The 23,186-nt window shown below is 26.3% G+C and carries 30 protein-coding genes; 28 read left to right on the top strand and 2 right to left on the bottom strand.

Going from position 1 to position 23,186, the window contains the following annotated elements; genetic code table 11:
• Positions 1-12 precede the first annotated feature (12 nt).
• The 23 genes from recR (at position 13) to rsmI (ending at position 16,777) form a co-directional block, all read left to right on the top strand.
• Positions 13-612 carry a recombination mediator RecR gene (recR, locus tag D3Z33_RS05560; RefSeq protein WP_160196780.1) on the top strand — a complete coding sequence of 200 codons (600 nt, stop codon included), beginning with the start codon at positions 13-15 and terminating at the stop codon, positions 610-612.
• Positions 613-823: 211 nt separating this feature from the next.
• Entirely contained in the window at positions 824-1,522 is a 699-nt protein-coding gene (locus tag D3Z33_RS05555; RefSeq protein ID WP_160196779.1) for a pirin family protein, read from the top strand.
• A gap of 220 nt (positions 1,523-1,742) precedes the next feature.
• The gene (locus tag D3Z33_RS05550) at positions 1,743-2,375 is read left to right on the top strand and encodes a CBS domain-containing protein (RefSeq protein WP_160196778.1); all 633 of its coding nucleotides are present in this window, start codon (positions 1,743-1,745) and stop codon (positions 2,373-2,375) included.
• A 31-nt stretch (positions 2,376-2,406) separates the two neighbouring features.
• Complete coding sequence (locus D3Z33_RS05545) at positions 2,407-2,706, top strand: hypothetical protein (RefSeq protein WP_160196777.1); 300 nt, start codon at positions 2,407-2,409, stop codon at positions 2,704-2,706.
• Positions 2,707-2,779: 73 nt separating this feature from the next.
• A complete protein-coding gene (locus tag D3Z33_RS17105; RefSeq protein ID WP_160196776.1) occupies positions 2,780-3,076 on the top strand; it encodes a DUF2508 family protein in 297 nt (98 codons plus the stop codon).
• 64 nt (positions 3,077-3,140) lie between these two features.
• Positions 3,141-3,404, top strand: coding sequence for a pro-sigmaK processing inhibitor BofA family protein (locus D3Z33_RS05535; protein ID WP_160196775.1), 264 nt, complete (start codon positions 3,141-3,143; stop codon positions 3,402-3,404).
• A gap of 71 nt (positions 3,405-3,475) precedes the next feature.
• The gene (locus tag D3Z33_RS05530) at positions 3,476-4,093 is read left to right on the top strand and encodes a 50S ribosomal protein L25 (protein WP_160196774.1); all 618 of its coding nucleotides are present in this window, start codon (positions 3,476-3,478) and stop codon (positions 4,091-4,093) included.
• 118 nt (positions 4,094-4,211) lie between these two features.
• Positions 4,212-4,385, top strand: a complete 174-nt coding sequence (locus D3Z33_RS05525; protein ID WP_160196773.1) for a hypothetical protein — start codon at positions 4,212-4,214, stop codon at positions 4,383-4,385.
• Between the two features lie 104 nt (positions 4,386-4,489).
• Positions 4,490-4,987: a hypothetical protein gene (locus D3Z33_RS05520; protein WP_160196772.1), complete on the top strand. Its 498-nt coding sequence runs from the start codon at positions 4,490-4,492 to the stop codon at positions 4,985-4,987.
• 82 nt (positions 4,988-5,069) lie between these two features.
• Positions 5,070-5,249, top strand: coding sequence for a sigma factor G inhibitor Gin (locus tag D3Z33_RS05515; RefSeq protein ID WP_160196771.1), 180 nt, complete (start codon positions 5,070-5,072; stop codon positions 5,247-5,249).
• A 62-nt stretch (positions 5,250-5,311) separates the two neighbouring features.
• Positions 5,312-6,712: an aminotransferase class I/II-fold pyridoxal phosphate-dependent enzyme gene (locus D3Z33_RS05510; RefSeq protein WP_160196770.1), complete on the top strand. Its 1,401-nt coding sequence runs from the start codon at positions 5,312-5,314 to the stop codon at positions 6,710-6,712.
• 12 nt (positions 6,713-6,724) lie between these two features.
• Positions 6,725-7,348, top strand: coding sequence for a dTMP kinase (tmk, locus tag D3Z33_RS05505; RefSeq protein ID WP_160196769.1), 624 nt, complete (start codon positions 6,725-6,727; stop codon positions 7,346-7,348).
• A 113-nt stretch (positions 7,349-7,461) separates the two neighbouring features.
• A complete protein-coding gene (locus D3Z33_RS05500) occupies positions 7,462-8,787 on the top strand; it encodes an ABC transporter substrate-binding protein (RefSeq protein WP_160196768.1) in 1,326 nt (441 codons plus the stop codon).
• 9 nt (positions 8,788-8,796) lie between these two features.
• Complete coding sequence (locus D3Z33_RS05495; protein WP_160196767.1) at positions 8,797-9,630, top strand: carbohydrate ABC transporter permease; 834 nt, start codon at positions 8,797-8,799, stop codon at positions 9,628-9,630.
• Entirely contained in the window at positions 9,630-10,442 is an 813-nt protein-coding gene (locus tag D3Z33_RS05490) for a carbohydrate ABC transporter permease (protein ID WP_160196766.1), read from the top strand. The genes D3Z33_RS05495 and D3Z33_RS05490 overlap by 1 nt, the downstream gene beginning before the upstream one ends.
• Positions 10,442-11,521, top strand: coding sequence for an efflux RND transporter periplasmic adaptor subunit (locus D3Z33_RS05485; protein ID WP_160196765.1), 1,080 nt, complete (start codon positions 10,442-10,444; stop codon positions 11,519-11,521). The genes D3Z33_RS05490 and D3Z33_RS05485 overlap by 1 nt, the downstream gene beginning before the upstream one ends.
• Complete coding sequence (locus D3Z33_RS05480) at positions 11,512-12,552, top strand: ABC transporter permease (protein WP_160196764.1); 1,041 nt, start codon at positions 11,512-11,514, stop codon at positions 12,550-12,552. Before D3Z33_RS05485 ends, D3Z33_RS05480 begins: the two co-directional genes overlap by 10 nt.
• Positions 12,553-12,608: 56 nt before the next feature.
• The gene (locus D3Z33_RS05475) at positions 12,609-12,938 is read left to right on the top strand and encodes a cyclic-di-AMP receptor (protein WP_130805521.1); all 330 of its coding nucleotides are present in this window, start codon (positions 12,609-12,611) and stop codon (positions 12,936-12,938) included.
• A gap of 92 nt (positions 12,939-13,030) precedes the next feature.
• Positions 13,031-14,008: a DNA polymerase III subunit delta' gene (gene holB / locus D3Z33_RS05470; RefSeq protein WP_160196763.1), complete on the top strand. Its 978-nt coding sequence runs from the start codon at positions 13,031-13,033 to the stop codon at positions 14,006-14,008.
• Between the two features lie 5 nt (positions 14,009-14,013).
• Positions 14,014-14,823 (top strand): PSP1 domain-containing protein, encoded by an 810-nt coding sequence (locus D3Z33_RS05465; protein ID WP_160196762.1) that lies wholly within the window; start codon positions 14,014-14,016, stop codon positions 14,821-14,823.
• Positions 14,824-14,908: 85 nt separating this feature from the next.
• On the top strand, positions 14,909-15,079 hold the full coding sequence (locus tag D3Z33_RS05460) for a DUF362 domain-containing protein (protein WP_130805524.1): 171 nt from the start codon (positions 14,909-14,911) through the stop codon (positions 15,077-15,079).
• 103 nt (positions 15,080-15,182) lie between these two features.
• Positions 15,183-15,917, top strand: coding sequence for a tRNA1(Val) (adenine(37)-N6)-methyltransferase (locus tag D3Z33_RS05455; protein ID WP_160196761.1), 735 nt, complete (start codon positions 15,183-15,185; stop codon positions 15,915-15,917).
• Between the two features lie 11 nt (positions 15,918-15,928).
• Entirely contained in the window at positions 15,929-16,777 is an 849-nt protein-coding gene (rsmI, locus tag D3Z33_RS05450) for a 16S rRNA (cytidine(1402)-2'-O)-methyltransferase (RefSeq protein WP_160196760.1), read from the top strand.
• 73 nt (positions 16,778-16,850) lie between these two features.
• Here the strand turns inward: rsmI and D3Z33_RS05445 are convergent, their stop codons facing one another.
• Positions 16,851-17,087 carry an AbrB/MazE/SpoVT family DNA-binding domain-containing protein gene (locus tag D3Z33_RS05445; RefSeq protein ID WP_130805527.1) on the bottom strand — a complete coding sequence of 79 codons (237 nt, stop codon included), beginning with the start codon at positions 17,085-17,087 and terminating at the stop codon, positions 16,851-16,853.
• A gap of 140 nt (positions 17,088-17,227) precedes the next feature.
• Between D3Z33_RS05445 and D3Z33_RS05440 the strand changes: the two genes are divergently transcribed.
• From D3Z33_RS05440 to D3Z33_RS05430, 3 genes are read left to right on the top strand one after another with little or no spacing between them, the layout of a single operon-like run.
• Positions 17,228-18,244: a DNA double-strand break repair nuclease NurA gene (locus D3Z33_RS05440; protein ID WP_160196759.1), complete on the top strand. Its 1,017-nt coding sequence runs from the start codon at positions 17,228-17,230 to the stop codon at positions 18,242-18,244.
• A gap of 12 nt (positions 18,245-18,256) precedes the next feature.
• A complete protein-coding gene (locus D3Z33_RS05435) occupies positions 18,257-20,110 on the top strand; it encodes an ATP-binding protein (RefSeq protein WP_160196758.1) in 1,854 nt (617 codons plus the stop codon).
• A 58-nt stretch (positions 20,111-20,168) separates the two neighbouring features.
• A complete protein-coding gene (locus D3Z33_RS05430; protein WP_160196757.1) occupies positions 20,169-21,578 on the top strand; it encodes an HD domain-containing protein in 1,410 nt (469 codons plus the stop codon).
• Between the two features lie 51 nt (positions 21,579-21,629).
• On the opposite strand, the gene D3Z33_RS05425 is transcribed toward D3Z33_RS05430, so the two are convergent.
• Positions 21,630-22,589 (bottom strand): helix-turn-helix domain-containing protein, encoded by a 960-nt coding sequence (locus tag D3Z33_RS05425; RefSeq protein WP_160196756.1) that lies wholly within the window; start codon positions 22,587-22,589, stop codon positions 21,630-21,632.
• A 157-nt stretch (positions 22,590-22,746) separates the two neighbouring features.
• Between D3Z33_RS05425 and D3Z33_RS16915 the strand changes: the two genes are divergently transcribed.
• Entirely contained in the window at positions 22,747-22,878 is a 132-nt protein-coding gene (locus D3Z33_RS16915; RefSeq protein WP_279279064.1) for a hypothetical protein, read from the top strand.
• Between the two features lie 36 nt (positions 22,879-22,914).
• Positions 22,915-23,175 (top strand): hypothetical protein, encoded by a 261-nt coding sequence (locus D3Z33_RS05420; protein WP_160196755.1) that lies wholly within the window; start codon positions 22,915-22,917, stop codon positions 23,173-23,175.
• The last annotated feature ends 11 nt before the right edge of the window (positions 23,176-23,186 follow it).

Genomic DNA, 23,186 nt, shown 5'->3' with positions numbered 1-23,186 from the left:
AGAGGTGAAATGATGGATTATTTTGCTAGACCACTATCAGCATTAATAGAAGAATTTGCAAAACTTCCTGGTATAGGTAAAAAAACAGCACAAAGGTTAGCATTTCATGTATTGAATATGAATAATGAAGATGCTAATAGTTTTGTAAAATCCATAATAAATGCTAAAAAAAATATAAAGTATTGTAGCAATTGTTTTAATCTTACAGATATAGATCCTTGTAAAATATGTTCCAGCAAGAAAAGAGACGATTCAATTATTTGTGTTGTTGAAGACCCAAAGGATATTGTAGCAATGGAAAGAACTCGTGATTTTAATGGATTATATCATGTATTACATGGAAGTATTTCTCCTATGGAAGGAATAGGTCCAGATGAAATAAAAATAAAAGAATTATTAAATAGATTAAAAGATGATAAAGTAAAAGAATTGATATTAGCTACAAATCCTAACATAGAAGGTGAAGCTACAGCTATGTATATAGGAAAGCTTGTAAAGCCTATGGGAATAAAAACTACAAGAATAGCCCATGGGATACCAGTAGGTGGCGACTTGGAATATGCAGATGAAGTAACTCTTGCAAAAGCTCTTGAGGGAAGAAGAGAATTTTAGAGTATAATTTATGATGTGTATTCACAAAATAAAGTTCTTCAAAACAAGGAGAAATCATTGAATTAATTCAATGATTTCTCCTTGTTTTTTTATGTTTTTTTCTCTTCTCTTTTAAAAGCTTTATTTTTAGGTTACAAAAATAAGTATTTTAACTATAAATCAATGGGTATAATAAATATCATATTGAGCTTTTAGAAAGGAGAATAAAGATATGCTGAGAAAAGTTGAACACGACAATATGGGAACAAGCGATTTAGGGTGGCTAAAAAGTATATTTCATTTTTCATTTTCTAATTATTACAATCCAGATAATATGAACTTTGGAGTCTTAAGGGTGTTAAATGATGATTTAGTTGAATCAAATACTGGTTTTGATATGCATCCTCATAGAGAGATGGAGATTATATCATATGTTGTAAATGGAGAATTAACTCATGGAGATAATATGGGTAATGAAAATAAAGTTACCCGTGGACATGTACAATATATGACTGCTGGAACTGGCATATATCATAGTGAACATAATTTAGGAGATGATGTTTTAAGATTTCTTCAAATCTGGATTGTTCCTGACAAAAAAGGTCATAATCCTAACTATGGAGACTATAAATTTGATTGGGAAAAAAGAAAGAATAAATGGTTTCATATTGTATCAAGTAAAAATGGTAAAGCACCAATTAAAATAAATCAAGATGTTAATTTTTATGTTTTAGAGCTAGATAAAGATAATAATATAGATTTTTCAGTTGATAAAAATAGGCAAGCTTACTTAGTTCAAATAGAAGGAAGTTCAAATGTGAACAATATTTCATTAGTTGAAAGGGATGCTATGGAAATTGTAGAAGAAGATATATTGATAAAAGCTAATGATACCTCACATATGTTTGTTATTGAAATGAAAAAGGTTTAGTGATACTAGTATTTTAAGTCTTATTATAAAATTTAAATATACCTTTAAAGAATCATATGATTCTTTAAAGGTATATTTTTTATGGAAAAAATTATAATATTATTTTACCTTACCTGGAAAACTATATTTAAACCATACTTTTATTTAGTGTTAAATAGAAAACAAATGGGTATAAACTTTATAAAGGTATCAAGCTTGAAATTCAAGGAGGTTTTTAAAAATGTATATAACAAGCGTTTTATTAGGACGAGAAAATCTTACTATTTTACAAAAAGATGATAGTGTAAAAAAAGCTAAAAAAGTAATTGAGGATGGAGGATTTTTATCATTACCTGTATTAGATGGAGATAAATTTGTAGGAGCTATACCAATATATAATATTTATAAACAACTAATTGATAAAGATAAAGATGAAAAAGAAGCGTTTTTAAATAGTACAATAGGAAATTATATTCAAGAAAACATACCAAAAATATCTTCGACTTCTTTAATTGAAGATGCTGCAGAATTATTTGGAAGGAAAAACATTCCTTTTGTACCTGTTATTGATGAAGAGGAAAGACTTGAAGGAATTATAACTCAAAAAGCTATATTTAATGGATTTAGTAGGCTTTTAGGATATAAGAGAGGTACTAGAATTGTAATAAATGTACCAGAAATGAAAGGTAAGTTGTCAGATCTTACTAATGCTATCAGAAAGTCAAATAGTAATATCATAAGTTTAGTAGTATATGATCCTGAGACACCTTTAAATGTAAAGCAAGTTATAATTAGAGTAGAAACAGATAATATAGATGCTTTAAAACAGAGATTATCTAAAAGAGGATTTTCTATAAGAGAATTAGATAAATAAATTAACTAATATTTAGAAGTAGGTGTATTTGTTGAATTTTAGAGCTACAATATTTCTTATATTTTTACTAATCATACTTGTAATGATTATAACTGTTCCTAATAGTGAAGATATAAATGAATGGTTAACAAAGGAACATAATATGAAAGTACTAGATAAACCTTATGGTATATATGAATATAAGAATGAAAAAATACAAGATATGGTGACTATAATAAAAGGATACGGAGTATTTATGACATTAGAAAAAGAATTTGAATATGAAAATGGAAAAAGCTTCACAATTAAAGGCATAGGTATGTTCGATAATATATATACAACTCAAGAATAAACTCTAAAATATATGTATAATATGATTACCCCTTGTCAATAATCTTTATTAGATTAAGACAGGGGGTATAAAAGTGAGAGGACAGCAATCATTTAGTAATAAAGAAAAAAATATGAGCATAATATATAATATATCAAATCTTCTTAAGAGGGTGAAACCAGACATGAAAAATAATGATTTTGAATATGAAGAAGAAATGAAAAATTTAAAACAAGCTCATAAAGAATGGACTCAAGCAGAAATATATTTTGAAAGTGTAAAAGATGATGAATTAATTGATCATGCAATATATAACTTAGAGGCAGCAAAAAAGAAGTATTTTTATCTTTTAAATAGAGTAAGAGAAAAGATAGAAAAAGAAAAAGCATAAAATTAAGAATATATAAATTTAAATCCCTATATAATATATTAAGTAAATTTATAGAGGTGATTAAATGTTTAGTGAATGGGGAATATCAATACCCATAATAGTTATAGCTCTTTTTTTCTTAGGTTTTATAATCATGTTAAATGGCAGAAGGATAATGAAATTAGTATTAAACAGTATAGTAGGCATAATTTCACTGTTATTATATAATATGTTGTTAAGTGGTATTACGGGAATTTATATAGGTATAAATCTAGTCACTGTACTTGTAGTTACTATATTTGGAATTCCAGGATTTATATTATTAATAGTACTCAATTTAATATTATAAATTGAAATGTTTAAACTTTCAGTTATTAGGTATATATTAAGTATGTACAAAAAAACTAAGGGGGAAGAATGATGGCGACGAGAAAACTAAAAGCAAAATTAAGAGAGGAAGTAGGCACAGGAAAATCACATGAGTTAAGAAGAGAGGGCTATATGCCAGGTGTTTTATATGGTAGAAATAAAGAAACTAAAAACATAGCTTTTAATACAAAACAACTTCAAAAAATTGTATCAGAAGAAGGATATGGAGCATTAGTAACTCTTGAAATAGATGGAAATAACACTGCAGCTATTTTAAAAGATGTGCAAAAGGAAATAGTTAAAGATGATTTTTTACATGCAGACTTCCAAGAACTTTCTGAAAATGAAGAGATAAGACTTACTATACCACTTTATCTTGAAAATAGAGAAGCAGCAGAAGATAATGATACAATTGTACAATTACAATTGTCAGAAATAGATATAGAATGTTTACCAAAATATATTGTAGGTCATGTGAATATTGATGCTAAAAAATTAAAGGATAGCCCTTCTATAACCATAGGTGATTTAGATTTAGAAGGAGTAAATATATTACATGATGACGAAGAAGTTATTGCAAGTCTTACTTATGCTTCAAAGCCTGAAGAAGATGAGGAAGATGAATCAGAAGGTCCAATATATGAAGATGAAAAGAGTGCATTAGAATAAATATTTAAGAGGGTATAAGTTATACCCTCTTAAATATTTACAATCTTTCTGAATATTATGTAGAAATATAGTTTAAATTGTAGTATAATAAGCAAAAGAAGAGAATGGAGATGGTTATGTGAAAATTATATTCTTGATTTTACTTATATTGCCAATAGGTTTATTACAATTAACCATACTATCAGATATTATACATACTTCACGAAAAATAAAAGCAAATAATTCTTCCAGAAAACATGAAAAATATTATAAAGAAGAACAAAAAGAAAAAATATTTAAAAAAGCAAACTAAAAACTATGATTTAGTTTGCTTTTTTGTATTGAAAATTATATCTATAGGACGTATAATATTATAATATATGAAGTCAATAAATATGTTTTATAGAGGTGATGTATATGATTAGACATGTAGTAAAAGAAGTTAAACATCGTGATTATAGGCCAGTTTGGCAAACTAGTATTATAGTTATGATAGGAATTATATTTATTAATTTTCTTATAACTCAGAGTAATAAGTTGCAAAGAATTTATGCATATATTGTTAGCATTTCAATATTAATAGTTTCATTAGTTGTATTTGTTTATTTTTCATATAGACACCTCATAAACTATATATATATATTGGATGAAAATGTATTGATATTTAAAAAAGGTATAAGAGAAGAAGAAAAGGCTAAGCTTATAGTAAAACAAGATGAGATACAATGGATAAAACCTTTTTGTGAAGCAGAAAGATGTATAAGAGTAAAACAAACATATAAATTTATATTTAAAAAAGATAAATCTAAAATGTATGTTGGACAATTCATAAGAAATAATAAGAAATATAGATTTTTATTTGAACCAGGAACAAAAATGAAAAAAGCACTAAATTTAGAACCTGCCCATAATTAATATGAGCAGGTTTCTATTGTTATGAATAAAATAAATAAATAAGGTAATAATCTAGATATAATATTATAAGGGGTTGATAGTCGTGGATTATAATTGTAAAATATGCGGGGGAAATGATAAAGATAGTATTGATTTTTTAGGCAGTAAAATTTGTAAGTCATGTGTAAATAAAATATCAAGTACTGATGTATATGATACTATTAATTATGAATATTATAAAGCTAATATAAAGAAAATGTGGCTAGACTACATAGCAAATTAAAGGGAGAGTAAAATCTCCCTTGTTTTATGTTATAATTGATGTAAAAGTAAAAGGATGATTATATGAATACTCCTCTTATAAAAGGACTTTTAGAATATAGTGACAAGAAAAATGTAAGATTTCATATGCCAGGACATAAGGGAAGAACAATATATGATTTAGCTAAACTTATACCAGATATTGATGTAACAGAGGTAGAGGGTACTGATAATTTACATAATCCAAAAGGTGTAATAAATGAATCACAGAAAAGAGCAAGTAATATATATGGAACTAGAAAGACATTTTATTCAGTAAATGGAACAACTGCTGGAATTTATGCGGCTATAACATCCTCAGTAAAGCCTGGAGAAGAAATACTCATACAAAGAAATTGTCACAAGTCAATATATAATGCCCTAGTAATAGGAAGAATAAAAGGCAATTTTATATATCCAAAATATGATAGCAAAAATAATATTCTGACTATAATTGATCCTAATGAGATTAATGATATATTAAGTGAAAATAAAAATATTAAAGCAGTAGTTATAACTTATCCATCATATCTTGGTATTTGTTCAGATATAAAAACCATAGCTGATGTAGTTCATAAACATGATAAAATACTAATTGTTGACGAAGCACATGGAAGTCATCTAGAATTTAGTAATAAGCTTCCTATATCTGCTGAAAGTGCAGGAGCTGATATAATAGTTCAAAGTACTCATAAAACTCTTCCATCATATACTCAAAGTTCTATGGTACATGTAAATTCAGATAGAGTAGATAATGATAGACTATTTAAAATGATGAGTATGTTTCAATCTACAAGTCCTTCATATATATTAATGAGCTCTCTTGATATGGCTATGGACTATATGATTAATGAAGGAAAGAATAGATTAGAAAAAGTATTAAATTATATAGATGAATTTACATATAAAGTTGATAATTTAGAAGGAATAAGTTTATTTGTAGGGGATACAAAATATATTTTTGATAAAACCAAAATAGTAATAAATGCTACAGAATTAGGGCTTCGTGGAAGTGATTTAGAAAATATTTTAAGAAAAGAATATAATATAGAATTGGAAATGAGTGATTTATTCTATGCACTTGCAATGGTATCTGTAATGAATACAAAGAAAGATTTAGATAAACTGTATTTAGCACTTAAAGATATATCGAATACTCATTGTAAAAAGAAACTTAAAATAAAAGAAGATATTAAATTTTTACAACCAACAAAATATATTGAAATATATGAAGCTTTTAATGAAAATAGTAAGTTTGAAAATCTAGATGATGCCATAGGAGAAATAGCATCAGACTATATTATACCATATCCTCCAGGGGTTCCAGTTGTTGCTCCAGGAGAAATTTTGAGTAAAGATATAATAAATCATATAAAAAAATTTATAGATGCAGATATAGAGATATTAGGACTAAATAACAATAAAGTAAGTATAATAGATAAGTAAAGGATGTTTTTTATGAAAGGATTATTTATAACTATAGAAGGACCAGATGGAGCAGGTAAAAGTACTCAGATAGAATTATTAAAGAAGTATTTTAAAGAAAAAGGAAAAAATATAGTAATTACCCGTGAGCCTGGAGGTACTTTAATAAGTGAAAAAATAAGAGATATAATATTAGATAATGAAAATATAAAAATGGAATATACTACAGAAGCATTACTTTATGCAGCATCTAGAGCACAGCATGTAGGTGAAAAAATAATCCCAGCTTTGAAAAAAAGACAAGTTGTAATATGTGATAGATTTGTTCATTCAAGTTTAATTTATCAAGGGCTCGGTCGTGGTCTTGGTATAGAGGAAGTAAAAAAGATAAATGATTTTGCAATAAAAGGAATAATGCCAGATATTACATTATTTTTTGATATATCACCTGAAGTTGCACTAAAGAGGAAAGGAAAAATAGACAAAAGGGATAGACTTGAAAATGAAAAAATAGATTTTCACAAAAAAGTATATGATGGATATAAAAAATTAATAGAAAAATATCCTGAAGAGTTTACAGTAATAGATGCTACAAAATCAATAGAAGATATACATGAAGATGTTATAAATAAATTATATGAAAAGGGACTTTCTTAATTGAGGGTTCCTTTTTTGTTAAAAAAACGTAATAATTCCCATAGTAATTATATGGTAAAATATCCATAAAGAATTATTTGATAATTCTAAAAAAGGGCTTGGGGGAGTCACCATTGAAAAAATACATATTAATACTTTTTTTTATGTCTATAGTAATTATCACATCCTGTAGTGATGCAGATTCTAATAAGGACTCAAAAACTAAAAATTTAACCATATATGTTCCTAGTATGTATAATAATCCTGAACTTACATTTATAGTGAGTCAAAAAGATAAGTTTGAAAAAGAAAATAATGTGAAAATAAATATAGATACATTAAAGGATACCAAATATGAAGATAGAAATAAAGCTATAACTTCTATGATGAGCAAAAAAAACGGTCCATCCCTTATATTTGTAGGTACAAATGACAGTTATAAATGGTATATAGAATCTGGAGTAGCTTTAAATGCAGAAGGAAAAGTTTCAAACAGAAAAAAATTATTGGAATATATAAATATAGATGAATATTTTACGCCTATATCATTAAGTGTGTATTCTAGGGCTATAAATAAGGCTGTATTAGAAGAAATTGGAGAAAGTCCTCCTCCTTTAGACTGGGATTATAGTGATTATAAGGATCTATGGTTAGCTGAGGCTAAGAAAAGAGGAAAGATATTAAGTGCTCAAACCTATTCAGAAGCATTTAGTGTTATATTTGATAAAATACAATTTATTAATAGAGAAAAAAAGGAAGTTAATTTAAATAATGATAAAGTAAAACAAGCATTCAAGGAATTCAAAGATATAATACATTCATCATATTTCGAACATCCTGAAAATTATACTTTTGAAAACTATGAAAACTTATTAAAAGAGTATAAATCTGAAGAATGGGAAAGAGCTGACACTATTTCTAATAGTATTTCCAATGAAAGACTATTAGGAGGAGGAGGTTTTAATGTGTTATTTCCTATAACTAAATTTGATAGTATTATGATGAAAAAATATATTCATCAACCTCCAATAAAAAGCAAAAATGGTAATATTCTAACAAGTGGATTTATAGTTAATAGAAATGGTGAAAATATAGATCTTGCTTGGAAGTTTTTAGATTATGTTCTACAAGAAGAAGTTCAACAAAATATGATAAACTACAATCACTACTATATGTATCCTGTATTACAAAGTTTAGAAGAAGACTTAATGAAAACAATAAAGCAAAAAGGAGATATCTCAGAAAGATTTCTGAAAATTAGAGAAATTGTACTAGAAAAAATTATAGATGGAGAATATTCTGTAATAGTACCAGGGAATTCTGCGCCTGATACTGAAAAAGCAAATATATATCAATTAACTATAGATTATGTGTTTTCTGAAGAAGAGTTTACTGATAAAGAATTAGCCTATAGACTTAAAATAATAGAAGATGTATACAATATTTGGTTAAATGAATAGGGGGATATCATGGGGGAAAAATTGAATCACATAAGAAAGTTTAAAAACATAACCTTTCTTTTGCCCAGTTTAATTGGATTTTTTACTTTATATATAATACCATTTGTAATTGGTATAAGAATATCATTTAGTGAAACAACTTTTAATTCTAATTTTGCTGGATTTAAAAATTATATATATGTATTTAAAAGTGAAGCATTTCAACTTGCAATTAAAAATACTTCTATTTTTATGTTAATAGGTATTCCTTTAATTATTATAATATCTTTTTTATTAGCTTTAGCTATATTTGAACTTAAAGTAAATCCTATTATAAAATTATTCATAATCTTGCCTATTGCAATACCTTCAGCTAGTATATCAGCATTTTTTGAAAAGAGTTTTGGTATATATGGTTTAAATTTACTTGATTCTAAATATGCTATGATCGTTGTTATAATTATGTTCTTATGGAAAAACACTGGATATAATCTCATAATATATTTAGCAGGTTTTACACAAATTGATAAATCAGCTATAGAAGCAGCTAAAATAGATGGAGCAAACTATTGGGGACTTCTTAAATACATTATAATACCTTTACTTACACCTACTACTGCTATAGTTGGAATAATAACTATAATCAACTCATTTAAAGTATTTAAAGAAATTTACATACTACAAGGAAAATATCCAAATCCTAATTTATATATGTTACAACATTACTTAACAAATAAATTTAATAGCATAGAATATCATCATTTAACATCTGCTGCTTATATTTTTACATTAATGATATTAGCATTTATATTTTTATTTGTCTTTTTAGATAAGAGATATAGCAAAAAGGTAGGTGATAATTGATGAAAAAGATAGTATATATATTTATAGTTATGTTGTCATTATTATTTTTACTTCCTATAACTTATACAGTTGCAAATTCTTTTATGACATTTATTCAATTGTCAAAAGATAGTATCCAATTAATACCTGAACAATTTAATCTACAGCAATATTATTCATTAGTCATAAACAAAACTGAATATTTTAAGTTCTTTTTAAATTCTATAAAAATCACGACTTTTATTATATTAGGTCAAGTAATTATAGGTGTATTTGCAGCATATGCATTTGCAAAAGTAAAATTTCCAGGTAAAAAAATATTATATATTTTATATGTTTTCTTACTATTACTACCTTATCAAGTAACTCTTGTTCCAAACTTTTTGCTATTTGATATATTAGATAGATTTGGTATAACAATATTAGATACTCATTTAGCCCTTATAATACCTGGAATATTTTATCCACTAGGAGTTTTCATATTGACTCAATTTATAAAAGGGATCCCTAATGAGCTTATAGAAGCAGCTAAAATAGATGGTGCAGGAACTTTAACTATTTTAAGAAAAGTAGTATTACCTATAATAAAACCTGCTATATTTGCACTTATAATTCTTACATTTATAGATAATTGGAATCTTATAGATCAAGCTATAGTATTAATTGAAGATGACAAAAAGATGCCTTTATCTGTATTTTTAAATACTATATATACAAAAGATAAAACTGTATTTTTTGCAGGAGCATCACTTTATATAATACCAGCTATATTTATATTTAATAAAGGAGAGAAGTATTTAAGTGAAGGACTTATACTAGGGGGAGATAAGTAATGAAAAAAATAGTAATAGTTTTTTTTATATTGATAATTTTTATGGGTTTTTTTTCTAAAAGTATAATAAATTTATTTTTACCACAAGTAAAAGTAACAGGAGCTACTGGTTCTCCTGTAGAAAAGTCAATACAAGTAAATGGACAAGTAGTTCCAAATAATATGATAGATATAAGACTTCCTGGTTCTGTAATAATAAAAGAATTTTTAGTGGAAAATGGTGAGGAAATAGAAAAAGGTACTCCTATATTTAAAATTGATACAACTTATGGAATAAAAGGCAATAGTGAGATAATAGAAGAGTATAGAAATAACTTAGAAATAGAAAAAATCAGAAAAAATAGTTTGGAACAATTAGGTGAAGGAGCTAAAGAGCAGCTTGAAATATTAAACAAACAAATAGAACAAATAGAAGCAAAGATAAAACGTTTGGAAAAAGCAAATACTTTTTATCAAAAAGTAGATAAAAATGGAGTATATAAAGCAGAAACAGATGGAATAGTCATAAATTTAAATAATACAAATGTTCCTTTAGTCCAAGATACAATTATTCTTCAAATAGCAAATGTAAAAGGAAAAGAGGATTATAAATATGTAGCAAACTTTTCAAGAGATCAATATGATTTTATCAATCAAGTAGGTGAAATAGAATTACAAAAAGAATATTATGATGATGTTACAAAGCTTGAAATAAATAATATAAATACTGTAGTCGAAGATGGTATGATGAAATTAGAAGCTAATTTCACCAATGATTATCCTAGAAATTTATTTATAGGAGAGAAGTTAAATGCTAAGATAGTTATGAAAAAAAAGATAAAAGGTTATCTCACTGTTTCAAAAGCAGTGTTAAACCCTTATGGAGGGTTTATAGATGGAAATAATGCAGATGTTTATATTGTAGAAGAAAAGGATGGTATATTAGGCAAAGAATATATTGCTAAAAGCATAAATGTAAAAATGGAAGTCATAGGAGATCATGAAGTTATAGTATCAGGGTTAGATAGGCCAAGACTTAGAGTTATAACAAATCCATCATATAAAATAAAAGATGGATCAAAGGTGTTTATATGGGAATAAAGAAAATTATATTAATAATATTCTTTATTATACTTTTATTATTTGGTTATATGATTTTAAATATGAATTACAATAAAGATGCAGTAAAAATAACTTTAGATCAGACTATAACTAAGGAACAATTTAACTTTATAAATGAAAGGTTATATATAAAAGATTATGCTATAAATTATAGTAAAAATTATAAGAATAAAGAAATTATTATGACTGATGGTAATAATTTAGATATAAAAAATATAGATTTAGTAAAAGGAGATTTTTTATATTCCACGGATAAAAAAATAGCTGTAATAGGTGATGATATAGCTGAAAAGCATTATAGTTTTTCAAATATTACAGGAAAAGAAATAAATGTATTTGATGAAAATTATGAAATTATAGGTGTTATAAAGGATAATAATAACATTTACATACCATATGATGAAGAAAAATTAAATGAATATTGGGATGAAGTATCAATTAGCTATGTACCTGTAAATCAAGAAGAAACTGATTTTTTTATACGAGATGTAGAAGTTTTACTTAAAACTATAGGAATAAATGTTATAGATACTATAATTTATAAAGATAATATAAATAGCTTTTTAAATATCATTATACTATTATCTATATTTATAATTATAAAGTTATCTATATATTTGTATTCAAAAATAAAGAAGAATTTAAATACTTTAACAGCTTATTACAATCAAAATAAAAGAAGAAAATACTTTCATAAGTTTATTTATATTAAAAGAAAATCTATATCTTTATTAGTACTAAAATTATTAGGATTTATTTCTATTATATATATTGGTGTATTTTCATTAAGGTATTTAACTATACCTAATAATTTGATACCTAGTAATTTATTTTCTTTGTTATCCTATAGAGATGTAATTGTAAGAATCTATGAAAAATTCTTATACTATATGCAAAGTGGATTTAGCAGTATATGGATAGATACCATAAAATTATATGGTATAATATTTGTAATATTTATAATTATAAATATACTGGTTACAATACTAATTAGAAACGTTAAGGAATAAATTATAAATAAAGTGGTATATATATAATATAAATAAGAATAAAAGGGGGCATACCTATGAAACTTGTAATTTCAATAGTACAGGATGAAGATGCACACAAATTAATGGATAAGCTAATGAAAAATAAATTTGGAGTAACAAAACTTGCATCTACTGGAGGATTTTTAAGGTCAGGAAATACAACATTAATAATAGGAGTAGAAAATGAACGTGTAGATGAAGTTATAGAGCTTATAGACAGTATAGCAAAGACTAGAACTCAAATAGCAACAACTCCACCTTTAACAACTTGGTCACAAGGAGTATATATGCCATATCCAGTAGAAGTGGAAGTAGGAGGAGCAACTATATTTGTAGTAGATGTAGAAAAGTTTGAAAAGGTATAATCAATATAAATTTTATGATATAATAAATTAGAGGATGATGTGTCATCCTCTAATTTATTGTTTAGTAAGTTTTACTTTGTTTGGAGGATATTATGAATTTTAGCGATATTATAGGTCAAAACATTATAAAAAATAGGCTTCATAATGCCATAAAAAATAAACATATAGCACATGCATACATATTTCAAGGTGAAGCTGGAATTGGTAAGACAATCATGGCAAACGTATTTTCAAAAGCTCTTCTATGTAAAGAAAGTGTTATAAATTCATGTGATAAATGTAGCTCTTGCATTAAATTTGATTCTTTAAATCATCCAGATTTCCATGTAGAAGAAAAGGAAGGTAAATCACTTAAAAAAGAACAAGTGGAAGAAATGATGAAAAAGATTAGGACATTACCTTATGAAGAAGGTAAAAAAGTATTTTTAATAAAAAGTGCTGATAAAATGACAGTGGAAGCACAAAATGCATTTTTGAAGACATTAGAAGAACCACCAGAAGATACTATAATAATATTAATAGTGGAAAATATTGAAGGGCTACTTCCTACTATAATATCTAGAAGTCAAATATTAAAATTTTCTCCTTTGAAAAATGAAGAAATTGAAACTTATATAGAAAACAAATATAATATACAAAATGATAAAGCACATTTTATAGCAAGTTTTTCTAAAGGTAATATGGGAAAAGCTATAGATTTAGCAGATTCTGATGAATTTAATGCCTTAAGAGAAGAGCTGATAAATATAATTAGTAGTAGTATAGAGAAAGAAAGCTTTAGAGTATTTAGTCAAAGTGATTTCTTTGAAGAAAATAGTGAAAATATAGAGTTAATATTCAGTATGATGTTAACTTGGTTTAGAGATTTATTAATTTATAAAAATACAGATAGAAATGAACTTATAATAAATAATGATAAAAAAAATGTGCTTAGAGAACAAGCATTTAAGCTTTCTAATAGGAAAATTCATGATATAATAGATAATATATTAGAAACAGAAGATAATATAAAGAGTAATGTCAATATTAAAACTAGTATAGAATTACTTCTCTTAAATATAGGGGGTTAATATAAATGGTTAAAGTAGTTGGAGTTAGGTTCAAAAAAGCAGGTAAAATATATTATTTTGATCCTGATGAGACTGGAATACAAAAAGATAATTATGCAATAGTAGAAACAGCTAGAGGTATAGAATTTGGTCAAGTAGTAGTAGGCCCAAAACAAGTAACAGATAAAGAAATAGAAGATATATTACCTCTTAAGCCTGTCATAAGAATCGCTACAAAAGAAGATATAGAAAATAACAAAGAAAATAAATTAAAAGAAGAGCATGCATTTACTGTATGTACGGAAAAAATATATGAGCATAACCTTGAAATGAAGCTAGTAGATGTAGAATATACTTTTGATAATAATAAAGTTATCTTCTATTTTACAGCCGATGGCAGAGTAGATTTTAGAGATTTAGTTAAAGACTTGGCTTCAATATTTAGAACAAGAATAGAGCTTAGACAAATTGGTGTAAGAGATGAAGCTAAAATGATAGGTGGAATAGGACCTTGTGGAATATCTCTTTGTTGTAATACATTTTTAGGTGAATTTGATCCTGTGAGTATAAAAATGGCAAAAGAGCAAAATCTATCTCTAAATCCTACAAAAATATCAGGATTATGTGGTAGACTTATGTGTTGTCTTAGATATGAGCATAAAACATATGAGGAATCAATAGCAAAATTACCAGATATCGGCAAGAAAGTAAAAACTCCTAGAGGATGTGGAACGGTTGTAGACACTAATCCACTTCTTGAAATGGTAAAAGTTAAAATTAAGACAGAAGAAGATTTAGAAGAAATAATTCCATTTGTATTAGATGAAATAAAATAAATTAAATTAATTAAATATGATAAAAAAAAGCTTTTAAAATTGTGAAAGAAATGTTAAAATGAATATGGATAAGGGGGTGAAACTGATGGCTTATTTTATAAATGATGATTGCATTAGCTGTGGAGCTTGCGAGCCTGAGTGCCCAGTAAGTGTTATTAGTGCAGGTGATGATAAATACGTTATAGATCAAGATGGATGCATTGATTGTGGAGCTTGCGCAAATGTTTGTCCAGTAGATGCTCCTCAACCAGAGTAATATTAAATATCCAAAGGCCCTATTAAATTGAAGGGTCTTTTTTATTGTCTAAAAATCAGTAGAAATGATATAATAATAATATACTTAGTTAAAAGGTGATAATATGCTTAAAGAAAATGAAAGAATTGATGATATTGAGCTTAAGGGGCTCAAAATAATTCAAAATAAAGATGGTTTTTGTTTTGGAATAGATGCTGTTTTAATTGCAAACTTTTGTGAAATAAAAAAGAATGCAACTGTAGTAGATCTAGGCACAGGTACTGGAATAATACCTCTTATATTATGGGGGAAAAATAATATAAGAAAAATATATGGAATAGAAGTGCAAAAAGAAGTTGCAGAGATGGCACAAAGAAGCATGAGATTAAATAATTTAGAAGAACAAATTGAAATATTAAATATAGATTTAAAAGATACAGATAAATATATAAAAAGAGATTTAGTAGATGTAGTAGTATCTAATCCACCATATATGAGTAGTGGAGATGGTATTGTAAATCCAAGTGATAAAAAAGCTATATCTAGACATGAAATATTATGTAATTTAGAAGATATAATAGTAAGTGCAAAAAAGATTCTTAAAGATAATGGTAAGTTTTTCATGATACATAGACCACACAGACTTGCAGACATAGTAGAACTTTTAAGAAAACATAGACTTGAACCAAAAACAATGAAATTTGTATATCCCAAAATGGGTAAATCACCAAATATGGTACTTATTAAAGCATCAAAATTTGGAAATCCAGAGCTTAAAATTAAACCTCCATTATATGTATATGACCAAAATGGAAATTATACAAAGGAAATAGATGAGATATATGGCAGATTAGATTAGGAGTGAACAATATGAGCAAAGTAGGAAAATTATTTATATGTCCTACACCTATAGGAAACTTGGAAGATATAACAATAAGAACATTGAATACACTTAAAAATGTAGATTTAATAGCAGCAGAAGATACTAGACATACTTTAAAGTTATTAAATCATTTTGATATTAAGAAGCCTCTTATTTCTTATCATGAACACAATAAAAAAGAAAAATCTGAAGTTTTGATAGAAAAACTATATGATGGTGATAATATTGCACTTGTAAGTGATGCAGGTATGCCAGGTATATCTGATCCTGGTAGTGATATGGTAAAAAAATCAATAGATAATGGAATAGAAGTAGATGTATTACCTGGTGCTACAGCTAGTATACTTGCACTAATATTATCTGGGCTTTCTACAGAAAAATTTGTATTTGAAGGATTTCTTTCTTCTAAACAAAAGGAAAGAATAGAGAGGTTAAAAGAATTAAAACTAGAATATAGAACAATAATTTTTTATGAATCTCCACATAGACTAAAAGGGATGCTAGAAGACTTATTAGAAATTTTAGGAAATAGAAAAATATCAGTAGCAAGAGAACTTACTAAAAAATATCAAGAAGTTATTAGAAGTGACATAAGAGATGTACTAGATATATTTAAAAAACAATCACCAAAAGGAGAATTTGTAGTTGTAGTTGAAGGAGTAGATAAAGAAGATATAAAAGATATAGAAGATGATTTATGGGCTAGCTTAACTATAAAAGAACATATATTAGAATATATGAAAAAAGGATATAGCAAAAAAGAATCTGTAAAAAAAGTGTCTAAGGAAAGAAGTATTCCAAAAAGGGAAGTATATAAAGAGAGTATTGATTTATAGAAAAAAATAATTTCTAAGCTATATAGGAAAAGCTTAGAAATTATAAAAATAATTGATTGAACCTGACTTAATGTTACTTAATTTCAGATTTACAGTCTTCACAAATATTTTTTCCTTTAAATTGACTTACTCCTTCTGCTTCTCCACAGAATATACATGCTGGAGCATATTTTTTAAGTATAATTTTTTCTCCATCTACAAATATTTCTAGAGCGTCTCTTTCAGCTATGTCTAATGTTCTTCTTAGTTCGATTGGTAAAACAACTCTTCCAAGCTCGTCCACTTTTCTTACAATACCAGTTGATTTCATATGATATCCTCCTAAAGTTAATATTATAATTCGACAAATTTCTTACACTTTAAATAGTAGCAGTATTTACAAAAAAAGTCAACATAAAAATTAAAAAAAGTTAAGATTTAGTAATGGTAAAATATACAAGGGGTGAAAAAGTGCTAGAAATAGATAATAAGCTTAAAGATATAGTTTTTGAATTAAATGATATTCTAAGTAAGAAATACCAAAATATATCCAATATGGATATAAAAGATATCAAAAATATTATAACTGAAAACATAGGAAGTATAAGAAAAAGTCGAATTTTATCGAAAAATGAATTAAAAGAGTATGCTGAAAATGGTGGAATAGTTGCTGTAGATGGTTCAAATAATAAATTTGGTGGAGCTTATCCTCATTTTATAGAATTATATCAAGGGCTTGCTAAAAATTCACTTAAAAATGATGAGGCTATAATTGAAGTTGACTTTTATACTCCGCTATATATGGAAAGAGAAAGTGAAATAATTGATAAGCTATCAAAGGACAACCCTACTAAAGTAGAGATAGATTCTTTTATTAAAAATTATAAATTATCTTGTATAGAATTAAAAGCTGCAATAGGTGCAGCAGAAAAGTTAAATCCAAAGGTAATAATGATGGATGGTTCTCTTATAAGGTATAAGATAGAATGTGCTGATAAATGGAAGGAATTAAAGGAAATATGTAATGAAAAAGATATAATATTAATAGGAGTAGTAAAGGATATAAAGACTAATATAATAGGGACAATTCTTGGAGAAAAAGAGTATTTAAATCCACCTATGAGCTTTTTATACGATAGAGAACTTTTATATGGTGTATTAGATATAGGAGAACTTTTAATTCCAGAGAAAAAAAATACACCAAAATATGAAGAAGGCCTTAGTTCACTTTTTATTCGTTCATCTAAATCCCCTATGATTACAGGAGTAGATATATTATCTTCTCAGGAAAGCTATTTGAAGGAGATGGCAAACTTAGTATATACATTAACTCCAGAAAATAGTAGAGGTATACCACTTTGGATTGATATAATAGATAAAGAAGTAAGAATATCAGATAAATTAATGCTAGGACTTTTAGATAAATACTTAGATAGAAATATACTTGAAAAATTATTTGTATCAGAACGAAGTAAAAGGACACTTTAAGGAGGAATTTTGATGAAAGTAGTAGGACTTACTACACAACAAGAAGTATTTATAGGTTCAAAAGAAAAACCATTTAGGATAAATGAATTTTTAATTATAGAGGATAAATCTCAAGGCGAATTAATGGGTGAAATAGTAGAAACAAGTTCATACAATAGATATATTCCACTTAATATAAATGATGGAATGGTAGATTCTTCTGTGCTAGAATCCTTAAATGCTATAGGTTACAATATAGATGATGAAACTATACATATAGGGAAATTAAGATTATTAAATGAAGCTCAGTACCCTGTAGAAACAGCATCTGATGTGAGAAGCCCTAAATTTTATGAAGTAAAAGATATAATGGTAAAACAGAGGCCAGATGAAGGGCTTGTTATGGGAATTATAAAAAGCACAGATGAAATGATAAAAGATATGGATAATGAATTAAGAGATATTTCTCCTATATTTAGTGATGGAACATTAATTTCTCAAAAAGAAATACCATTTATATTTGATATAAAAAGCATGCATCAATATCCTCATATAGGAATATTTGGTGGTTCTGGATCAGGAAAATCTTTTGGTATGAGGGTTTTACTTGAAGAAACTATGAAGCTTGGTATACCTGCTATAGTGCTTGATCCTCATTTTGAAATGGATTTTTCAAATTCTGCACCCTATTTAGATAAAAAAGATACAGTAGATTTTAGTGAAAGGTTTCAATGTCTTCAAATAGGACATGATATAGGTGTGAAATTTAAAGATTTAAATACTTCAGATTTAAAAAATTTGCTTGATGCTTCAGGAAAATTATCAGATGCCATGAGTAATGCAATAGATATGCTTCATAAAAGAAAAGATACTTTTCAAAGTTTTAATGATAGATTAAAAAATTTATCAAGAGGTCAAGATATAGGTTCAACTCAAAAAATAGATAAGCTTATAGCAGGTGAACAAAATTATACAGAAATTGAAAGACTAAAAGATATAAAAGAATTATTTGATAAGTATGATAAAACTTGTCCTGCAAGCTCTGTAAAGGGAATAATATGGAGACTTAATAGACTATATAATGATGGAGTATTCAGTAATGATATAAATGCTATATATGAAGGATTAAATACAGGAAAACTTTTAGTAATACAAGGAAATGTCAGATTGATTCAAGTATTTTCCACATATTTATTAAATAATATTTATCATAAGAGAAGAGCTTATAAAGATGCACAATATAAAAATACAGCAGGGGATTATTTTCCACCATTTATCATAGCAACAGATGAAGCACATAATTTTGCACCAAAAGGATATGATTCTCCTTCAAAATCTATACTAAAAGAAATATCACAAGAAGGAAGAAAGTATGGTGTGTTTTTACTTTTAGCTACTCAAAGACCTACACTTTTAGATGAAACAATAACAGCACAATTAAATACAAAATTAGTATTTAGAACAGTTAGAAGTTCAGATATTCAAACAATAAAGGAAGAGACAGACTTAACAGCGGAAGAGGCAAAAAGACTTCCTTATTTAAGATCAGGTGATTCTTTTATTTCATCTGCTATTATGGGTAGAACTTTTTCAATAAGAATAAGGGCAGCACTTACTACGAGTCCTCATACTATAAATCCATTTGATGAACTTAAAAATATGAAGAATGAAAAAAATGATAAATTGTTAGAATTAATAAAAGATAAATTGCCAATAACTGACTTAAATATGAGTAATGTAATAGCAGAAATTGAAGAAGAGAATAATAATGAAAAGTCATTTACTTTAAAAGATTTACAACAAGCTTTAGAAACTTTAGTAAAAGAAGGATTAATTGAAAAAACTAAAAATGCATTTGCCACGACTTATAAAGAGAAACAAGAATGATTTATATAGGTATATAAACATAAAAACTGGGTATAAGAAAGTAAAGGAAGTGATATATATGGATAGTATTTTTTCCCTGTTAAAAGATATAAGTGAAAAAGAAGATACAAAAATATATGTTATAGGTGGATATTTGAGAGATTTTCTAATAGGCAGAGTAACAAAAAAGATGAAGCTACTTGTAAAAGGTGATACAGCTACTATTGCAAAGAACTTTGCTAAAAAAGTAGACATTGATATCATACCTGAAGATAATTCTTTTAAAGTGATTGATATAGATAGAGATTTAAAAATAGAATTTTTACCATTGGAACAAGATATAAACTCATATCTTAGAAATAGAGGAATTACAATACAATCACTTGCAATAGATGTATCTAAATTTTCAGGAGATATGAAAGATAGTATAATAGACCCTACTGGTGGTCTTGATGATATAGAAGAAAATAAAATTAGAATATGGGATAGTGAAGTATTAAGAAAAAGACCTATAATGATGATAAAAGCAGTAAGTTTAATGAGTGAACTTGATTTTGGTATGGATGATAATACTATAAAGATTATAAATGAAAATAAGAAGCTAGTATCTCAAATTGATAGAAAGGAACTTGGAGATCAAGTATTTAAGATACTTAGGAATAGAAAATCCTATCATTATTTTGGATTCATGGACAAAGAATTAAATATATTAGAAGAAATATTCCCTGAAGCATCAGAAATGAAAGATGTAGGAGAATGTAAATATCATGTAGTAGATTCATTTACTCATTCATTATACGTTCTTAAACTTACCGAAAATATCATATATTATGAAGGTTATTTTGAGGATCACATAAGGAAAACCTATGAAAAGCATGTATGTGAGGAAATAGTAGGTGAGCATACTAGAATGGAACTTATAAAACTAGCAGCATTTTTCCATGATGTAGGTAAGCCATCAGCTAGAAAAGTAGATGATAAAGGTAGAGTAAGATTTAAAGGACATGAGATAACTGGAGCAGAAATAATAAAGAACATATCAGAAAGGTTTAAATTAAGTATAAAAGAAAGAGATATATTATATAGAATAGTAGCAAAGCACATGTATCCACTAGTATCATATAAATCAAATGATGTAAGTTCTAAATTCTTATATAAGATGTTTAAAGAAACTAAAGAAGAGACATTAGATATACTATTGATAGCACTTTCAGATATAGTAGGCACAAGAAAATTATTGCACCCAGATGAGGAAATGGGCAAATTCAAAATACATGTAGAGTTCATGGCAAATAATTATATTACAAGATTTGAAGAATCACAAAATATTTCAGATGTAATTACAGCAGCTGATATACTAGAAGAATTTGAGTTGCCAGAAGAGTTACTTGTATCAAAAATATTAGAAGAAATTAGAAAAGCAATATTTATGGGTAAGATAGGTAGGAATAAGAATTCTATTATGAAGTATTTGAAAAATATATTATAGATGTTGTAGTAAAGCTGAAGGAAAATTTTCTTCAGCTTTTTTGTGTATAGATTAGTTTATTTTTAGATTGTAAGTATCTGCAGTTATACCTTTATACATATTAGCTAATTCATATTGATCTTGTATTTCCAATACTTGTATAGCCTTATGAAGAGAATCCATATAGATATCTTCATCTTTACCAAGTAAATATTCAGCAATACCTTTTCTATAATATAGATGATTTAAATTATATATAAGCTCATTTGCCTTACAATACTCTATCCCTTTATTTGCATATTTTAAAGCTTCTTCTTGATTATCTAAATCATTATAATTATATGAAATATTAAAATATGTTTTTATTATTATCTTTTTCTCATTATATACAGCTTTTTTATCAAAGTTCAACTTAGTAATTATAAATTTTAATATATCATTACTTTTCTTATGATTTTCTGTTTCATTTAATGTAATTCCAATAATTAGTAATATACGCATTTCAAATATATTATATTTGTGATCTTTAAGATTATCTAAACTAAAATTAGGGATGGTAATTTGAAGAGAGTTTAAAAATTTATCTAATGCTAAATTATTGGTATCTTTTTCTTCAGAAAATAAATATGTTATACCCTTTACTAATACTTTGAATTGATTTATAGTATTTAGCTTAAACAACTCAAGAGTATTTTCATCATCATTACCTATATATTTTTTAAAGTCATTAGATAAATTCATTAATTTCTGATAATCATAAGAAACTATTACATCATCTAATTTATCATAATATTTAAGTAGTTTATTCGCAGAATTATAGCTCCTCAATTCTTCTAATAGATCTATTTTATAAAACAAAGATAAATAAGTTAAGGTATCAAATTTAACAAGTCTTTCGCCTTTTTCTAATCTTCTTATAGTTTCTAAGCCTATACCTGTATTTTCATGGACTTCTTTTTGCGTATAACCTAATGAATGTCTTAAATCTCTTACTCTTTTTCCAAATCCCTCTAAATTATAACTTTCAAACATGGGCAGGCCCTCTTTAGTCATTATAATACATATATTTACACAATATCAAAAAATAGATTAAGAATCAAGTTTATTTCACCCATCACTTATGATGGGTGAAATAATTTATAAAAACTGGTAATATATAACTAACAAACAAAAACAGGGGGATTATATGATGAGAATATTTAAGAAAGTGATACCAATTTTGATAGTAGCTCTAACTTTAATTACATTAGCACCACAAGTGAATTATGCAGTAAAAGATATACCAAGGTCTCTTTCAATTACTGTTAATCAAAGCAAATAAGACAAGTTTATAAAAAAAGTTTTAAGGAATGATAATATGATAAAAATTAAAGATATAAAATTTGATCCAGTAGAGAACTATAAAGTTTCTAATAAAAATTTTGATAAAATATTATTTGCAGAATATAAAGGGAATCCTCATGGTATTCAAATGTTTCATCAAAGAATACAAAAAGAAGTTGAAAAAAAGAATTATAACTTGATTAGTCCACCTTATAATATATTTAATGATCCTAATAATTTTACAGGTGGAAATAATAATGAGTTTAGTATGGAAATGTTTTTTGAAATAGAATAATTAGGTAGTGG

Origin of the sequence: Senegalia massiliensis (assembly GCF_009911265.1) — a bacterium.
In the GTDB taxonomy this organism is placed as follows: domain Bacteria; phylum Bacillota; class Clostridia; order Tissierellales; family SIT17; genus Anaeromonas; species Anaeromonas massiliensis_A.
This window is presented reverse-complemented; position numbering and strand designations above follow the sequence as displayed.

Excerpts from the sequence above, each read along its gene's own strand:
- D3Z33_RS05430 (WP_160196757.1), top strand. The coding sequence starts at position 20,169 with ATGGATAGTATTTTTTCCCTGTTAAAAGATATAAGTGAAAAAGAAGAT.
- tmk (WP_160196769.1), top strand. The coding sequence starts at position 6,725 with ATGAAAGGATTATTTATAACTATAGAAGGACCAGATGGAGCAGGTAAA.
- D3Z33_RS05555 (WP_160196779.1), top strand. The coding sequence starts at position 824 with ATGCTGAGAAAAGTTGAACACGACAATATGGGAACAAGCGATTTAGGG.
- D3Z33_RS16915 (WP_279279064.1), top strand. The coding sequence starts at position 22,747 with ATGAGAATATTTAAGAAAGTGATACCAATTTTGATAGTAGCTCTAACT.
- rsmI (WP_160196760.1), top strand. The coding sequence starts at position 15,929 with ATGAGCAAAGTAGGAAAATTATTTATATGTCCTACACCTATAGGAAAC.
- holB (WP_160196763.1), top strand. The coding sequence starts at position 13,031 with ATGAATTTTAGCGATATTATAGGTCAAAACATTATAAAAAATAGGCTT.
- D3Z33_RS05445 (WP_130805527.1), bottom strand. The coding sequence starts at position 17,087 with ATGAAATCAACTGGTATTGTAAGAAAAGTGGACGAGCTTGGAAGAGTT.
- D3Z33_RS05510 (WP_160196770.1), top strand. The coding sequence starts at position 5,312 with ATGAATACTCCTCTTATAAAAGGACTTTTAGAATATAGTGACAAGAAA.
- D3Z33_RS05475 (WP_130805521.1), top strand. The coding sequence starts at position 12,609 with ATGAAACTTGTAATTTCAATAGTACAGGATGAAGATGCACACAAATTA.
- D3Z33_RS05455 (WP_160196761.1), top strand. The coding sequence starts at position 15,183 with ATGCTTAAAGAAAATGAAAGAATTGATGATATTGAGCTTAAGGGGCTC.
- D3Z33_RS05460 (WP_130805524.1), top strand. The coding sequence starts at position 14,909 with ATGGCTTATTTTATAAATGATGATTGCATTAGCTGTGGAGCTTGCGAG.
- D3Z33_RS05535 (WP_160196775.1), top strand. The coding sequence starts at position 3,141 with ATGTTTAGTGAATGGGGAATATCAATACCCATAATAGTTATAGCTCTT.
- D3Z33_RS05465 (WP_160196762.1), top strand. The coding sequence starts at position 14,014 with ATGGTTAAAGTAGTTGGAGTTAGGTTCAAAAAAGCAGGTAAAATATAT.
- D3Z33_RS05550 (WP_160196778.1), top strand. The coding sequence starts at position 1,743 with ATGTATATAACAAGCGTTTTATTAGGACGAGAAAATCTTACTATTTTA.
- D3Z33_RS05435 (WP_160196758.1), top strand. The coding sequence starts at position 18,257 with ATGAAAGTAGTAGGACTTACTACACAACAAGAAGTATTTATAGGTTCA.
- D3Z33_RS05420 (WP_160196755.1), top strand. The coding sequence starts at position 22,915 with ATGATAAAAATTAAAGATATAAAATTTGATCCAGTAGAGAACTATAAA.
- D3Z33_RS05490 (WP_160196766.1), top strand. The coding sequence starts at position 9,630 with ATGAAAAAGATAGTATATATATTTATAGTTATGTTGTCATTATTATTT.
- D3Z33_RS05485 (WP_160196765.1), top strand. The coding sequence starts at position 10,442 with ATGAAAAAAATAGTAATAGTTTTTTTTATATTGATAATTTTTATGGGT.
- recR (WP_160196780.1), top strand. The coding sequence starts at position 13 with ATGGATTATTTTGCTAGACCACTATCAGCATTAATAGAAGAATTTGCA.
- D3Z33_RS05480 (WP_160196764.1), top strand. The coding sequence starts at position 11,512 with ATGGGAATAAAGAAAATTATATTAATAATATTCTTTATTATACTTTTA.
- D3Z33_RS05530 (WP_160196774.1), top strand. The coding sequence starts at position 3,476 with ATGGCGACGAGAAAACTAAAAGCAAAATTAAGAGAGGAAGTAGGCACA.
- D3Z33_RS05520 (WP_160196772.1), top strand. The coding sequence starts at position 4,490 with ATGATTAGACATGTAGTAAAAGAAGTTAAACATCGTGATTATAGGCCA.
- D3Z33_RS05495 (WP_160196767.1), top strand. The coding sequence starts at position 8,797 with ATGGGGGAAAAATTGAATCACATAAGAAAGTTTAAAAACATAACCTTT.
- D3Z33_RS05425 (WP_160196756.1), bottom strand. The coding sequence starts at position 22,589 with ATGTTTGAAAGTTATAATTTAGAGGGATTTGGAAAAAGAGTAAGAGAT.